11 protein-coding genes, 2 rRNA genes and 1 pseudogene are annotated in these 15122 nt (G+C 32.4%); 10 read left to right on the top strand and 4 right to left on the bottom strand.

Annotated features, from left to right (window positions below):
- The 3 genes from GEMHA0001_RS05240 to GEMHA0001_RS05230 form a co-directional block, all read right to left on the bottom strand.
- A partial coding sequence (locus tag GEMHA0001_RS05240) for a helix-turn-helix domain-containing protein (protein WP_003144742.1) occupies positions 1 to 217 on the bottom strand: 217 nt, incomplete at its 3' end.
- 71 nt (positions 218 to 288) lie between these two features.
- Positions 289 to 1476, bottom strand: a complete 1188-nt coding sequence (locus GEMHA0001_RS05235) for a TVP38/TMEM64 family protein (protein ID WP_003144735.1) — start codon at positions 1474 to 1476, stop codon at positions 289 to 291.
- A gap of 24 nt (positions 1477 to 1500) precedes the next feature.
- On the bottom strand, positions 1501 to 2181 hold the full coding sequence (locus GEMHA0001_RS05230; RefSeq protein WP_003144746.1) for a YdjY domain-containing protein: 681 nt from the start codon (positions 2179 to 2181) through the stop codon (positions 1501 to 1503).
- A 422-nt stretch (positions 2182 to 2603) separates the two neighbouring features.
- Between GEMHA0001_RS05230 and GEMHA0001_RS09315 the strand changes: the two are divergent.
- The 6 genes and pseudogenes from GEMHA0001_RS09315 to GEMHA0001_RS05200 all read left to right on the top strand — a co-directional run bounded on the left by GEMHA0001_RS09315 (position 2604) and on the right by GEMHA0001_RS05200 (position 8181).
- Positions 2604 to 4524, top strand: a pseudogene (locus GEMHA0001_RS09315) (ABC-F family ATP-binding cassette domain-containing protein).
- On the top strand, positions 4517 to 4900 hold the full coding sequence (locus tag GEMHA0001_RS05220) for a hypothetical protein (protein ID WP_003144734.1): 384 nt from the start codon (positions 4517 to 4519) through the stop codon (positions 4898 to 4900). The pseudogene GEMHA0001_RS09315 and the gene GEMHA0001_RS05220 overlap by 8 nt, the downstream one beginning before the upstream one ends.
- Positions 4901 to 4923: 23 nt before the next feature.
- Complete coding sequence (argS, locus tag GEMHA0001_RS05215; RefSeq protein ID WP_040464412.1) at positions 4924 to 6558, top strand: arginine--tRNA ligase; 1635 nt, start codon at positions 4924 to 4926, stop codon at positions 6556 to 6558.
- 29 nt (positions 6559 to 6587) lie between these two features.
- Complete coding sequence (gene rpoE, locus GEMHA0001_RS05210) at positions 6588 to 7067, top strand: DNA-directed RNA polymerase subunit delta (RefSeq protein WP_003144748.1); 480 nt, start codon at positions 6588 to 6590, stop codon at positions 7065 to 7067.
- A 225-nt stretch (positions 7068 to 7292) separates the two neighbouring features.
- Positions 7293 to 7493 (top strand): cold-shock protein, encoded by a 201-nt coding sequence (locus GEMHA0001_RS05205; RefSeq protein WP_003144740.1) that lies wholly within the window; start codon positions 7293 to 7295, stop codon positions 7491 to 7493.
- Between the two features lie 304 nt (positions 7494 to 7797).
- Positions 7798 to 8181, top strand: coding sequence for a RidA family protein (locus GEMHA0001_RS05200; RefSeq protein ID WP_003144745.1), 384 nt, complete (start codon positions 7798 to 7800; stop codon positions 8179 to 8181).
- A 30-nt stretch (positions 8182 to 8211) separates the two neighbouring features.
- Here the strand turns inward: GEMHA0001_RS05200 and GEMHA0001_RS05195 are convergent, their stop codons facing one another.
- Complete coding sequence (locus GEMHA0001_RS05195; RefSeq protein ID WP_003144732.1) at positions 8212 to 9072, bottom strand: hypothetical protein; 861 nt, start codon at positions 9070 to 9072, stop codon at positions 8212 to 8214.
- Between the two features lie 567 nt (positions 9073 to 9639).
- Between GEMHA0001_RS05195 and hisS the strand changes: the two genes are divergently transcribed.
- From hisS to GEMHA0001_RS05175, 4 genes are all read left to right on the top strand, one after another.
- Positions 9640 to 10920 carry a histidine--tRNA ligase gene (gene hisS, locus GEMHA0001_RS05190; protein WP_003144739.1) on the top strand — a complete coding sequence of 427 codons (1281 nt, stop codon included), beginning with the start codon at positions 9640 to 9642 and terminating at the stop codon, positions 10918 to 10920.
- Positions 10920 to 12692: an aspartate--tRNA ligase gene (aspS, locus tag GEMHA0001_RS05185; RefSeq protein ID WP_003144741.1), complete on the top strand. Its 1773-nt coding sequence runs from the start codon at positions 10920 to 10922 to the stop codon at positions 12690 to 12692. The genes hisS and aspS overlap by 1 nt, the downstream gene beginning before the upstream one ends.
- A gap of 530 nt (positions 12693 to 13222) precedes the next feature.
- Positions 13223 to 14780: ribosomal RNA gene (locus GEMHA0001_RS05180) — 16S ribosomal RNA — on the top strand.
- A 210-nt stretch (positions 14781 to 14990) separates the two neighbouring features.
- Positions 14991 to 15122, top strand: a 23S ribosomal RNA gene (locus GEMHA0001_RS05175); the annotation flags it as partial.

The raw sequence follows: 15122 nt of genomic DNA, 5'->3' as shown, positions 1-15122 counted from the left end.
ATATTAAAACTTCATTGATTATATGTAGTTTTAATTCTGCTGGATAGTAATTATTTTTCCCTTTAATTAGTATTGTTTCACCATGTAAATCAGCTAATCTGATTATATACTTTACAGTACTAGTATTAATTTTAAACTTTTTAGATAGTTCTTTATATGAGCATCCTTCTTTCTTAAGTCTATACATTTCTATCTTAGTTTCATCTGTTAATTTCATAATAAATAGCCCTCCAAAATTTGTCCAAATTTTGGGGGCTATTACCCATTTCTAGTTGTTTTTTTAAAAAATCAGTTAGAAGATGCAATAAGCTCTTCTTCTTTTTTATGTTTATCGTTGTAGATTTTTTTCATAATACCGATAACGATTGATAACGCGAATAAACACATTAATCCAATGAATAGGTTTCTAACCCCACCAGAAAGAGTCCCACCAACGTATGAGTAAACTATTGTTGCTGGTAGTTGTCCGATTCCTGTAGCGATAAAGAATCGCCAGAAACTCATATTAGTAAGACCAGCAGCGTAACTAACGAAGTCGAAAGATACGAACGGTAATAATCTACAAATAAGAATAGCTTTATCTCCATATCGTTCGAAGAATACGTCAATACTTGCTATAGCACCTTTACTTGTAAGTTTTTCTACGACATCTCGCCCTAATCCGCGAGCAATATAGAAACATACCGCAGCCCCTATCATTGCAGTTGACCAAGATAATACAGCTCCTAGTACCCAACCGAAGATAGCAGCGTTAGATAATGTGATTAAAAATGCTGGAATTGGTGCAGCTATAGATTGAAGTACCATTAACACTCCAGAAACAACCGCAGCCCAAGCACCCCATCCTCGTAGATATTCGATTACTGCATTTGTATCAAATTGAGATAAAGTTGCGAATGCTGTATTAATACCAGTTTTGAAACTAGGAACAGTAAAGTAAATGGTGAAAAAGATTGCAAAGCATGCAAGTGTAATGTATCTTACTTTTTTACGTTGTGCTTTTAATTTTTTTTCTTCTTCTGGATTAACTTCTCTTAAATCGCTAAGTTTTACTTCTTTTTCTTTTAATGCCTTAAGTTCATCTTTAGTATAAACTGTTTGATATTTAGAAAGTGTTAAAATAATATAAATATTTATTAAGTTAACAATTACCACAGTAATAATAAATGGAATTTTAACTTGGTTAAGTGAACTAGCATGTAGCACTTCACGAGCTATATATAGTAATGTTTTTGTTTTACCTGAAAAAATAGCCATTAAAAGTATTATTGCTTCAATTATAAAGAATGTGTACTTGTGATTAATACGTTTGAAATATAAACCTGTCATTATACCATATACAGTCCAAACGAAAATTACAAGACTCTGGTCGGCTAACATTTCGAATTGTGTAAAGAAGAACAGAAGGAAAGCGAAGAAGTAACCAACCGCTATACCAACACTCGTAAAATAAAATAAAAGTCTTAATCGATTCATTTAATCTCTCCTTGTGATTAGCTATTATTTTTTAATACTATAAATAATAGCAGCATATGTTCCATCTTCTGGAAGAACGTCTTCGTTACCTGAAAATTTCACTTCTTTACGAGTTTCAACAGCTCCATAAGTGTATGTAGTATTTGAAATAATACCAACAGGGCAGCTATCTAAACAAGATAAGCATCCTGTATTTTTATCGAGAGCATTTTTCAAGTTGCCACCGAAGCGGAAATCGATTTGTTTTCCATTACTGTCTTTTACTACTTCGTTAATGTCATATTTTTTGCCAGCGCCGTTCCATGTGATTTCGGCTTTAATTGGAGTTCCTTCAACATGTGTAGTAGTAGCATTATTTGCAGTCATATTGTTTCCAGGTTTTGCACCAATCTCAATTAGAGCATTGTAGAATTCTTCTGGTTTAGCAAATGCAGTAAAAATTGATTTAGCACCATTTGTACCACTTTGTTCTACAGAGTTATGTCTTGTGGCTTCATCGAAGTATTTACCGTTAATTTTTGTAAGAACAGTAATAGTACCTGCTTCTTTATCTACTTTAATAGGTTTGTCTAATGATACTCCTGCTACATAGTCGGCAGGTTGATTAGAATTTTGTGAAGTTGAATTAGATGAACTACTACATCCAACTACAGTAAATACTAATCCAGCAGCCATAAGGACGGATAATATTTTTTTTGGTTTCATGTGCTGAATCCCCCTTATTAATATATTTCTTATATAATTGTATTATAACATTTATATAAAAGGCTAACAATAATCTATATAAAATATTATATAAATTTAACTATTAGTAGGGAAAAAGTACTTTTAATTGATAAAAAATATTATTGTATTTTAAATATATGATATGTACAAAAATAATAAACAGAAATATAAAGTGAGTAAATAATTTATTATAAATTTTATATTCTAGATTATAAGACTAAGAAAGGATATAATATGACCGATTGATAGTTATTATCAATTGTTGAGAGGTGTAGTTTATATTAAATTGAGCATTATAATTATTAGCGAAATAACTAGAAATATGATATAATATTTCAGTTATAGATGAAAACATAAAAGTTTTTTGAAAAAATGTAAGAAGCTAGAGAAAGGAGAAAAAAATGTTAATTCAATTAAATAATGTAACAAAAAATTTTGTTGTTAATGAAATTTTTTCAAATGTGAAATTAGAAATTAACGATAAAGATCGCGTTGCCATTGTAGGAAGAAATGGAGCAGGGAAGAGTACGTTATTAAAAATTATATCAGGTGCTATTAGTTTTGATAGTGGGGAGAGAACTATTTCTAAAAATACAACGGTAGGGTATTTATCTCAAGAATTTATCGTAAGAGAAGATTTATCAATTTATGAAGAGATGATTACATGTTTTGATGAAATTATTACATTAGAAGCAGAATTAGAAAAACTTTCATTTGAACTAACGTCGGAAAATATCGAAAATGATCCAACTCTACTTAATAAATTCGATAGACTACAAAATGAAGTGTTAACACATAAAGACTATCATTATAAGAGTAAGATAGAGAGTGTATTATATGGATTAGATTTCACAAAAGAAGTTTTCGATAAGAAAATCAGTACTTTCTCTGGTGGAGAGAAGACAAGATTATCTATGGCTAAACTATTGTTAAGTGAGCCCGATTTATTAGTTTTAGATGAACCTACCAACCACCTTGATATGGAGAATGTAGCATGGTTAGAAAATTACCTTTCATCATACAATGGTGCAATAGTTATAGTCAGTCACGATAGATACTTTTTAGACAAAGTTGTAAATGTTGTGTATAACTTAGAATTCGGTAAACTTAAAAAGTATGTAGGTAACTATTCGAAATTCTTAGTACAATACGAAGAAGATTTTGAAAAGCAATTAAAAGAGTATACGAGTCAGCAGAAGGATATAAAAAAATTAGAAGAATTTGTTCAGAAGAATATAGCAAGAGCATCTACTAGTAAGATGGCTAAAAGTCGTCAAAAAGTATTAGATAAGATGGATCTTATTGATAATCCGAAAAAAGATGATAAGGCAGCAGGTATAGAGTTCTTAATTAAGGAACAAAGTGGTCGTGATGTTCTAACGATTAGTGATTTACAAGTAGGATATAATGGAATTAAAGTAGGGCAGAGTTATAATCTTTCGGTGTATAAAGGTGACAGAATAGCTGTTGTCGGAAGAAATGGTATAGGAAAATCTACTTTAATAAAAACTATAGCTAAGAGACAAAAAGCAATTTCTGGTTCTGTTCAATATGGAAGTAAAGTGTCATTAGGATACTATGATCAAAAACAAGCAGAGTTTGAATCTTCAAAAACAATATTAAATGAAATTGTGGGATGAGTATCCTCTAATGAAAGAAGCGGAAGTAAGAACAGTGCTTGGTAGATTCTTATTTAGAGGTGATGATGTTCTTAAGATAGTAAGAGAACTTTCTGGTGGAGAAAAAGCGAGATTACAACTTGCAAAACTGATGCTGGAGAAAAATAATCTCCTTATATTAGATGAACCGACTAACCACCTTGATATTACGAGTAAGCAAGTATTAGAAGAAGCATTGAAAAATTATGAAGGGACTATTCTTTTTGTCAGTCACGATAGGTACTTCATTAATAAGATTGCTAATAAAGTACTAGATATTACTGATAATGGTCATAATATATACTTAGGAAATTATGATTACTATTTGGAAAAGAGTGAACAAGAGAGAATTGCGCAACAACTTACTAAACAAAATGAAGAAGTAGTTGTTGAAAAAGAAGCAAATAACTATATTCTAGATAAAGAAACAAAAAGACGTGTTCGAAAATTAGAGAGAACTCGTGATGAGTTGATGAATAAAATTGAAACTTTAGAAGAAAAAATACAAGATGTAAACAATGAACTTGCCAGAGAGGAAGTTTATACTGATATGATAAAAACTCAAGAATTTAATGAGCAGTTAAAACAGTTGAATTCTGAATTAGAAGAGTTAAATGATTCTTGGTTAGAAATTGAAGAGGAATTAGAGTGTATTAATGGATAGTAAAATTAAAATAACGACTTATGTTGATTCTGAAAAAATACATGAAGAATCTTATCTAGGAAGCTTTTTGGAGCAAACAAGTAGCGAAAAAATAAGCTATAGTGATAAAAATAACAAAAAAATAAAAATTTTTATTGACAAAATAAAAGAAAGTGTTAGTATAGAAAAAGACGATTCAAAAATGTACTTAGCATATACGAAAACAAGCAATGACTACAGTACACAATATGGTCAGATGAAATTAGAAACACAGCTTGTAAATATAAGTAAAAAAACAAAAAACAACCTTACTTTATACGAAATAGTGTACAATATACATTTCGGAAGTAATGATAAACAGAAAAATAAATTGAAAATATTAGTGAAAAATATATAGTAAATAATTAGGAGGGATTTTTGGTGAAAAATAAAATAGTGGAATTAATACAAAATTCTTTAGCCAAATTAGAAATTGATGGAGTAGATATTCATGTAGAAACTCCGAAAAACACAGATAATGGAGATTTTTCTTCAAACGTAGCGATGCAATTAACAAGAGTTTTACGTAAAAATCCTAGAGTTATTGCTGAAGAAATAATTAGTAATATAGAAGAAGATGAAGCGGTAGAAAAAATTGAAATAGCTGGACCGGGATTTATTAACTTTTTCGTTAAAAAATCAAGTCTTGGAAGTGTTGTTGGGAAAATCTTAGAAGATGATTTTAAATATGGTGAAAACAACATTGGGCAAGGTAGAAAAGTTCTTTTAGAGTATGTGTCAGCTAACCCAACAGGAACACTACACGTAGGTCACGCTAGAAATGCTGCATATTCTGATTCATTAGCAAGAATAATGAAAAAATCAGGATATGATTTATCTCGTGAATACTATATCAATGATGCAGGTAATCAAATTAATAATCTTGTGATTTCAGCGATTACTAGATATAAACAGGCTCTAGGTATGGATGCTGAGATGCCAGAGGATGCATATCATGGTGAAGATATTAAAGTTTTAGGTCAAAAATTAAAAGATGAATTCGGTGAATCATTATTAGAAAGAGAAGACTTAAATGAGTTTATTCGTGAGTATGCAGTTGCATATGAAATGGAAAATATTAAAAAAGACCTTGGTGATTTTGGTTTAGAATATGATGTATTCTTTAGTGAAAAATCATTATATGAGAATGGTCTTGTAGATAAAGCTTTAGAATCTCTTAGAGAACAAGGCTTTGTTTATGAAAAAGATGGAGCTTTATGGTTAGAAACAACAGCTTTAGGTACAGGGGATGATAAAGACCGTGTATTAATAAAAGCAGATGGTTCATTAACATATTTAACTAGTGATATAGCGTATCATAAAAATAAATTAGATCGTGGATTTGATTTATTATTAGACGTTCTTGGTGCAGATCATCATGGTTATGTAGCTAGACTTAAAGCTAGTGTAGTAGCTATGGGGTATAAAGCAGATCAATTAGAAGCGCTAATAATGCAAATGGTACAACTTCTAAATAATGGGGAAGTTGTGAAAATGAGTAAGAGAACAGGTAAGGCAATTACACTTCGTGATTTAATCGATGAAGTAGGAGCTGATGCTGCTCGTTACTTTTTAGTAATGAGAAGTGCAGATAGTCACTTAGACTTTGACTTTGCAGTAGCAAAAGAACAATCAAGTGATAATCCACTATACTATGTTCAATATGCCCACGCTAGAATTTGTTCAATTTTACGTCAAGCAGCAGAACAAGCTGAATACGATGTGAAAAATTGTGATTATGAATTGCTAACAGATGAGTACTCAGTAGACTTACTGAAAAACTTAGCATATTATCCAGAAATAGTTGCACAAGCAGCTAAAAATTACGAACCACACAGAATTTGTAATTATTTACAAAGTCTTGCAAGTTCATTCCACAAATTCTATAATAATAATAAAGTAATAACTGAAAATAAGGAGCAAACTCAAAGTTACTTAGCATTAATCACTGCTGTTAAGATAACTTTAAGAAACGCTTTAGATTTAATCGGAGTATCAGCTCCGGAAAAAATGTAATAAATAAAAAAGAAGGGAATCTAATATAAATGGTAAAGTTAAAAGATTTAAGCGCAGAAAAAATTAAGGAAATGTCACTAATAGATTTATGTTATGCATATATGGTAGAAGAAGGAATTGAAAAATTAAATATTTATGATTTCTTAGATTATATTAAACCACTAAGAAATGTTGATGATGAAGAATTTACTGCACAAGCTGCATACTTCTACACAGATCTAAATTTAGATGGACGTTTTGTATGTGTTGAAGATGGTAGTTGGAAATTAAGAGATAGTTTATTTGTAGAAGATATTAAAAACTTCGTTGAGCCAAGTGTTCAAAAATTTGAAATTGATGATGAAGACGATATTGAAGAGCTTGGTGAAGAAGAACAAGAAGATATCCATGATGAAGTTGATGCTCTAATCGAAGAAGAAGATATGGAAGAGAGTGAAGATGTCTTCGATTTCGATAATGAAGGTATTGTATCGAAATTCAACATAGCAACTGAAGAAGAAGAGTTTTAATAAAAGAGCCGTAAGGCTTTTTTATTTTGTGAGTCTTATTAGTTGCATATACTTTTCATATGAAGTATAATAGAGAAAATCAATAAAACATATAGTAAAAATTGTAATACAGGTTCTAAGTTTTTTAAGTGAATAACACAATACACATTTATTTTATTTATTATCTTTAACAGCAAGAATACGATTGATTATTGATAATAAAAAATATAAAGGAGATTGTAACTTATGAAACAAGGTACAGTAAAATGGTTTAACGAGGAAAAAGGATTCGGATTTATCGAAGTGGCAGGAGAAAAAGATATTTTTGTTCACTTCTCAAGTATTAAAAAAGATGGATTCAAAACTTTAAAAGAAGGCGATAAAGTTGAATTTGAAGTTGAAGACGGTGCTCGTGGACCACAAGCAGCTAACGTAGTTGTTCTTTAATTAGAAAAGTAAGAAAGCTATAATTAGACTTTTATGTCTAGTTATAGCTTTTTTATTTTTTAAGACTAAAAATCATTATAAATTAATTGGAAAATACCAGAAAGTTACTATAATGGTAATATGTTGAAAACGAATACGATTTTATTGAAAAATTTTCTGTAATAAATTATAATAAAATGAAAAGGTATAAGATATCATTTATTACAGTGTCTATTTAAAAGAAGATAAACTTCTTTAATATACTCTCGTAATGAAGTATTGATCAAAAGTTGATATTTTATCAAAATAAAAGGAGATTTATAAGATGAAAATTACAGAAGTAAATACACCAAAAGCACCAAAAGCTGTAGGACCATACGTACAAGCAAATAAAGTAGGCGATCTAATTTTTTGCTCGGGTCAATTAGGAATTGACCCAGAAACTGGAAAAATAGTTGAAGGTGGAGTTATCGAAGAAGCAAAACAAGTGTTTAAAAATATTGAAGCAGTTTTAGAAGAAGCAGGGAGCTCTATGAATCATGTTGTAAAATCATTAGTATTATTGAAAGATATTGCTGATTTTGCTGAAGTGAATAAAGTTTATGCTGAGCAATTCAATGATGTACTGCCTGCTAGATCAGCTTTCCAAGTAGCAGCTTTGCCATTAGGTGGTAATATTGAGATTGAAGTTATAGCTGTAGAAAAATAAGAAAATAGAAAAAATCAAGGATAGTCATTGTTATCCTTGATTTTTTGCGTTGTAGCTAGCAATTGCAGCGTTTATTTCTTCATTTGTGAAATTAGAAATATCACCTTTTAATTCATTCTCAATGATATTTCTACTAGTGCTACCCTCTTGAGTGTAACGAATAGTGTTATATGTCTCAGGTACTTGTTGACCAATAATTTGTGGATGATTTTGAGTATTAGGTATAGATGAAGCTTTTTTAGTATCTGTAGAATTATTCTTAGTACTATTAGAATTTTTATTAGTAGATGTAGTCTCTTTTTTAGAGATTGCTTTTTCTACTTCTTTTTTAGTTTCTTCTTTTTTAGTTACGTTAGTCTTGTGATCTTGTTCTAACTCTGAGGTTTCGGAATTTAATAGCTTTTCTTTTAAGGCTTCGTATTTAAATTCATATTTAGCTATAATAGCTTTAACTTGATCAGCATAGTTAGCTGAAGTCGTATCTAATTCTAAAACCTCAGTAAGAGCATTATCATAATTATCTAATTGTGCATCTAAATATGAAATTGCTTTTGAGAAAGTACGATTTGTATCTAATTTTTTTGCTTGTTTTAAATGTTCGTAAGCAATTTCTATGTCTGTGTTATTAAGTGCAGTATCGATTTTTACTAGTTCACCAGCAATATTAACTTCATTATCTATATTTCTTAATGTTTCTTTAGCTTTTTCTGTAGTTAAAGTTTCAAGGCCGTTTAAGCCAGTTTTAAAATCGTATGAATCATTAATTAATGATATATATTTTGAATGTTCTTCTTTGAAATTCTTATTTTCTGCATTAAGGTAGTAATATGTCCCACCTACTAAGAAAAATATTGCTAGTATAGGCATTAAAACAGAGATTATTTTTTTCATAAAGGGTTACACTCCTTTTCTTTAATGTCTTTAACTATAATTTATTGTATAATGTTAAGAAAAAAAAATCAAGTGAATCAAATGATAAGTAATTAAATTAAATACATATTATTAGCTATCTGAGTGGTGAGTGAAATTATTATATAGTGAAGAAAATAAGAGCTATTAATGTTGAATTTTGTGGAAAAATAATTTTATTATAGTAGCCGATGAGCATAATGAAGGATGAAAATTATTAAGATAAAATATTCAATAATTTCTTGACAATAATAATAGTTTGGTATAATATATTTAAAAGAAACGTGACAAAAAAAGTAAAAAGAATTTTATTTTATGTTTTAATTAAAGAGAATTTAATCCTCAGGCTGAAAGATTAAATATTAATGATTAAAATAAGTAACACTTTTTGTAAAACTTAATAATTAAAAAATAAGGTATCGATATTTCGATATGAATTAGGGTGGCACCACGAATTTAGTTATCGTCCCATATAGTGTAGGCTATATGGGGCGATTTTAATTTATATTGAAGTACTATTTGTAGATAAATCATTGAAAGGAGAATGAAATGGTAATTAGCATGCCGAGAGGAACTCAAGATATACTACCTGAAGAAAGTATTAAATGGCAGTATATTGAAGGGAAACTAAGAGAAATTAGCAAGAACTTTTGCTATGAAGAAATTAGAACACCAATGTTTGAATCAACAGAATTATTCAGTAGAGGTGTTGGAGACACTACTGATATAGTTCAAAAAGAGATGTATACTTTCCAAGATAAAGGAAATAGATCTTTAACACTAAGACCTGAGGGAACTGCTGGAACAGTTCGTTCATATATAGAAAATAAATTATTTGCTAAAACAATTCAACCGCAAAAACTATACTATGTAGGTCCGATGTTTAGATATGAAAGAAAGCAAAAAGGACGTTATCGTCAATTTGTTCAATATGGAGTTGAGGTTATTGGGGAAGAAAGTCCAAAGATTGATGCAGAGGTAATAAGCTTAGCGTACAATATTTACAGAATGTTTGGTATAGAGAATATCAAGGTGAGTATTAACTCTTTAGGAAATCCAGAAGAAAGACAAGCTTATAATGAAGCGTTAGTAAAACATTTTGAACCTAGAATAAATGAGTTCTGTGAGGATTGTAATAATAGACTTTATAAAAACCCTATGAGAATTTTAGATTGTAAAGTTGATGCGGGACATGAACTTATTAAATCAGCACCAAAACTATTAGATTACTTAGGTGAAGAATCTAAGCAATATTTCGCAGAAGTTCTAAAACATTTAGACGCATTAGGTGTAAAATATGAAATAGATCATAATTTAGTTCGTGGACTAGATTACTATACTCATACTGCGTTTGAGATTATGATAGATAATCCTGAAGTGGAATTAAAAACACTTTGTGGAGGTGGTCGTTATAATGGTTTAATTAAATTGTTAGATGGACCGGAAGATAAAAAAGGTATTGGTTTTGCTTTAAGTATTGAAAGATTATTATTAGCTCTAGAAAGTGAAAATATAGAATTACCTATAGATGATACAATTGATGTGTTTGTAGTTGCTATGGGAGAAGAAGCTTCAAATGCTGGAGTAAAACTTACTAATGATTTAAGATTAGCTGGATATAGCGTACAAAATGATTATTTTGACAAAAAAATGAAAGCTCAAATGAAGATTGCAGATAGATATAATGCAAAATATTCTATAATAATTGGTCAAAGTGAACTGGAGAGTGGAACGCTTGTCGTAAAAGATATGAAATCATTTGAACAAGAAATAATTAAGTTAGAAAACATAGTTGATTATTTACAAGAAAAATTGAGAGGAGAAAAATAATGAGTGCATACGGAAGAACAGAATACGCTGGTCGTATAGATGAAAAATATGTAGGAAAAAAAGTAACATTAAAAGGTTGGGTTAGTAAACGTCGTGACCTTGGTAATTTAATTTTTATTGATGTAAGAGATAGAATGGGTGTAGTTCAATGTGTATTTTCAGGAGAAAAAAATGCAGAATTACATGAACTAGCAGGAACTTTAAGAAATGAATTTGTAGTTTCTATTGAAGGAGAAGTAGTATTAAGAAATGAATCTACTGTAAACGAGAAAATCGCATCAGGTAAAGTAGAAGTTATCGCTGATAAATTAGAAATTTTATCAAAAGCAAAAACATTACCATTCGTTTTAGACGATGCAAGTTTATCGAGTGAAGAATTACGTCTAAAATATCGTTACCTTGACTTAAGAAGAACAGAACTTGCAGAAGTGTTACACTTACGTTCAAAAATCACTAAAGCAACTAGAGATTATTTAGATAACAACATGTTTGTTGATGTTGAAACGCCAATTTTAACTAAGTCTACTCCAGAAGGAGCACGTGACTACTTAGTACCAAGTAGGGTTCATCCAGGTGAATTCTATGCATTACCACAGTCACCACAATTATTTAAACAATTATTAATGATTGCTGGATTTGACAGATACTATCAAGTAGCTCGTTGTTTCCGTGACGAAGACTTACGTGCTGACAGACAACCAGACTTTACACAAATCGACATGGAAATGAGCTTTATGTCACAAGAAGAAATTCTTACTATGATAGAAGGTTTAATTGCACACGTAATGAAAGAAGTAAAAGGAATTGATGTAGTATTACCATTCCCACGCCTTGATTATGAAGAAGCAATGGAAAGATTTGGTAGCGATAAACCAGATACTCGTTTTGGAATGGAATTAAAAGATGTTAGTGATCTTGTTAAAAACTTAGACTTCAAAGTGTTTTCAAATGCAGTAGAACAAGGTGGAGCAGTAAAATGTATCGTAGCAAAAGGATGTGCAGAGCAATATTCTCGTAAAGATATCGACGCGTTAGGCAAATATGTTGCGAACTACGGAGCTAAAGGATTAGCGTGGGTTAAAGTTACAGAAGAAGGATTAAATGGAGCAATTGCTAAATTCTTTACAGATGAAGTAGCTCAAGAATTAGTAGCTCGTGTAGATGCAGAAGTTGGAGATATTATTTTATTTGCAGCAGATAGTAAGAAAGTATGTTACGCATCATTAGGTGCATTACGTCAAAAATTAGCAGCTGACTTAGACCTAATCGATAAAGATAAATACAACTATCTATGGGTAGTAAACTGGCCTTTATTAGAGTATGATGAAGAAAAAGGTCGTTACAGTGCAGCACACCACCCATTCACTATGCCAAAAGTAGAAGATGTTGAACTATTAGAGGCAGCACCAGAAAAAGCATACGCTCAGGCTTATGATATAGTACTTAATGGATATGAGCTAGGTGGAGGAAGTATCCGTATTTATGATAAAGAAGTTCAATCTTCAATGTTTAAAGCATTAGGATTCACACAAGAACAAGCTCAAGAACAATTTGGATTCTTATTAGATGCATTTGAATATGGTGTACCACCTCACGGAGGTTGTGCCTTAGGATTAGATAGATTCGTTATGTTATTAGCTGGACGTGATAACTTACGTGATACAATTGCATTCCCTAAAACTGCGAATGCAGCAGACCCAATGACTCAAGCTCCATCACCAGTAGATTTAGAGCAGCTATTAGAATTAAACATTTCACTACTAAGAAAATAAATCAAATGGCAATATAATACTTATCTGAGGAAGAGTTAATCTTTTCCTCAGATTTTTTATAAATTGTATTGACATAAAGTAAAACAGATGATAGAATAGTAAAAGTCTTCTCAAGAAGAAGACGAACAATTAAACATTTCAAAATATTAAATGTTAAGAAATTATAAAAAAGTTCTTGACAAAATATGAAAGAAATGATAAACTTATAAAAGTCTTGAAGAAAGACAAATTCAATTATTTCAACGAAGTAAACGATTCAAGAGTTTTTAAAAAATATAAAAAACTTCTTGACAAAGATTCGAAGAAATGATAGAATAATAAAAGTCTTCTGAAGAAGATAAAAAACATTTTTAAAAAGTTTTTAAAAAAGCTTGACAAAGAAATTTAAAAATGTTAAAATATAAAAGTTGTTAATCGCAACAATTTGAACATTGAAAACTAAACGAATTAAGTCAACGTTAATTCCAAAAAAGGACAGTTTTAAAAAGAAACTATAAAACTTTTTAATGAGCTAATCAAGCTAACAAATTTATTTGGAGAGTTTGATCCTGGCTCAGGACGAACGCTGGCGGCGTGCCTAATACATGCAAGTCGAGCGAGGTTTTTCTGGTGCTTGCACCGGAAAAACTTAGCGGCGAACGGGTGAGTAACACGTAAAGAACCTGCCTCATAGACTGGGACAACTATTGGAAACGATAGCTAATACCGGATAACAGCATTAACTGCATGGTTGATGTTTAAAAGTTGGTTTTGCTAACACTATGAGATGGCTTTGCGGTGCATTAGCTAGTTGGTGGGGTAAAGGCCTACCAAGGCGACGATGCATAGCCGACCTGAGAGGGTAGATCGGCCACACTGGGACTGAGACACGGCCCAGACTCCTACGGGAGGCAGCAGTAGGGAATCTTCCGCAATGGGCGAAAGCCTGACGGAGCAACGCCGCGTGAGTGAAGAAGGATTTCGGTTCGTAAAGCTCTGTTGTTAGGGAAGAATGATTGTGTAGTAACTATACACAGTAGAGACGGTACCTAACCAGAAAGCCACGGCTAACTACGTGCCAGCAGCCGCGGTAATACGTAGGTGGCAAGCGTTGTCCGGAATTATTGGGCGTAAAGCGCGCGCAGGTGGTTTAATAAGTCTGATGTGAAAGCCCACGGCTCAACCGTGGAGGGTCATTGGAAACTGTTAAACTTGAGTGCAGGAGAGAAAAGTGGAATTCCTAGTGTAGCGGTGAAATGCGTAGAGATTAGGAGGAACACCAGTGGCGAAGGCGGCTTTTTGGCCTGTAACTGACACTGAGGCGCGAAAGCGTGGGGAGCAAACAGGATTAGATACCCTGGTAGTCCACGCCGTAAACGATGAGTGCTAAGTGTTGGTCTCATAAGAGATCAGTGCTGCAGCTAACGCATTAAGCACTCCGCCTGGGGAGTACGACCGCAAGGTTGAAACTCAAAGGAATTGACGGGGACCCGCACAAGCGGTGGAGCATGTGGTTTAATTCGAAGCAACGCGAAGAACCTTACCAAGTCTTGACATACTGTGAGGACACAAGAGATTGTGTTGTTCTGACCTTTGGTTAGACACAGATACAGGTGGTGCATGGTTGTCGTCAGCTCGTGTCGTGAGATGTTGGGTTAAGTCCCGCAACGAGCGCAACCCTTATATCTAGTTGCCAGCAGTAAGATGGGGACTCTAGATAGACTGCCAGTGATAAACTGGAGGAAGGTGGGGATGACGTCAAATCATCATGCCCCTTATGACTTGGGCTACACACGTGCTACAATGGATAGGAACAAAGAGAAGCGAGCTCGCGAGAGTAAGCAAACCTCACAAAACTATTCTCAGTTCGGATTGTAGTCTGCAACTCGACTACATGAAGCTGGAATCGCTAGTAATCGCGAATCAGAATGTCGCGGTGAATACGTTCCCGGGTCTTGTACACACCGCCCGTCACACCACGAGAGTTTGTAACACCCGAAGACGGTGGCCTAACCTTTTAGGAGGGAGCCGGTCACGGTGGGACAGATGATTGGGGTGAAGTCGTAACAAGGTAGCCGTATCGGAAGGTGCGGCTGGATCACCTCCTTTCTAAGGATAAGGAATACGTTGATAATTCGTTTAGTTTTGAGTGTTCAAAACACTCAAGCACAATGAAAACTGAATATATATATTAGATCAAAAATAATTTTCTATAAAGTAAAAGAAACAGATTTACAAAAACCGAGAAAAAAGTAAGTAAGTTGTAAAACTTATTCACAAAGAGTTCAAGGAAAAGAACGAAGCGTAAAAGCTACACACGATTAAGTAGTAAAGGGCGCACGGAGGATGCCTTGGCACTAGGAGCCGATGAAGGACGTGACAAACGACGAAATGCTACGGGGAGCTGTAAGTAAGCAAAGAGCCGTAGATATCCGAATGGGGGAACCCACC

The sequence above is a fragment of the Gemella haemolysans ATCC 10379 genome, from assembly GCF_000173915.1.
GTDB lineage: Bacteria > Bacillota > Bacilli > Staphylococcales > Gemellaceae > Gemella > Gemella haemolysans.
Note: the sequence above shows the minus strand (reverse complement) of the source record. Positions and strands in the feature narration are given on the sequence as shown.

Bases quoted from the DNA above. Each gene is read 5' to 3' on its own strand.
- aspS (WP_003144741.1), top strand. From the start codon at position 10,920: ATGAGTGCATACGGAAGAACAGAATACGCTGGTCGTATAGATGAAAAA.
- rpoE (WP_003144748.1), top strand. From the start codon at position 6,588: ATGGTAAAGTTAAAAGATTTAAGCGCAGAAAAAATTAAGGAAATGTCA.
- GEMHA0001_RS05235 (WP_003144735.1), bottom strand. From the start codon at position 1,476: ATGAATCGATTAAGACTTTTATTTTATTTTACGAGTGTTGGTATAGCG.
- GEMHA0001_RS05230 (WP_003144746.1), bottom strand. From the start codon at position 2,181: ATGAAACCAAAAAAAATATTATCCGTCCTTATGGCTGCTGGATTAGTA.
- hisS (WP_003144739.1), top strand. From the start codon at position 9,640: ATGGTAATTAGCATGCCGAGAGGAACTCAAGATATACTACCTGAAGAA.
- GEMHA0001_RS05220 (WP_003144734.1), top strand. From the start codon at position 4,517: ATGGATAGTAAAATTAAAATAACGACTTATGTTGATTCTGAAAAAATA.
- GEMHA0001_RS05200 (WP_003144745.1), top strand. From the start codon at position 7,798: ATGAAAATTACAGAAGTAAATACACCAAAAGCACCAAAAGCTGTAGGA.
- GEMHA0001_RS05195 (WP_003144732.1), bottom strand. From the start codon at position 9,072: ATGAAAAAAATAATCTCTGTTTTAATGCCTATACTAGCAATATTTTTC.
- GEMHA0001_RS05205 (WP_003144740.1), top strand. From the start codon at position 7,293: ATGAAACAAGGTACAGTAAAATGGTTTAACGAGGAAAAAGGATTCGGA.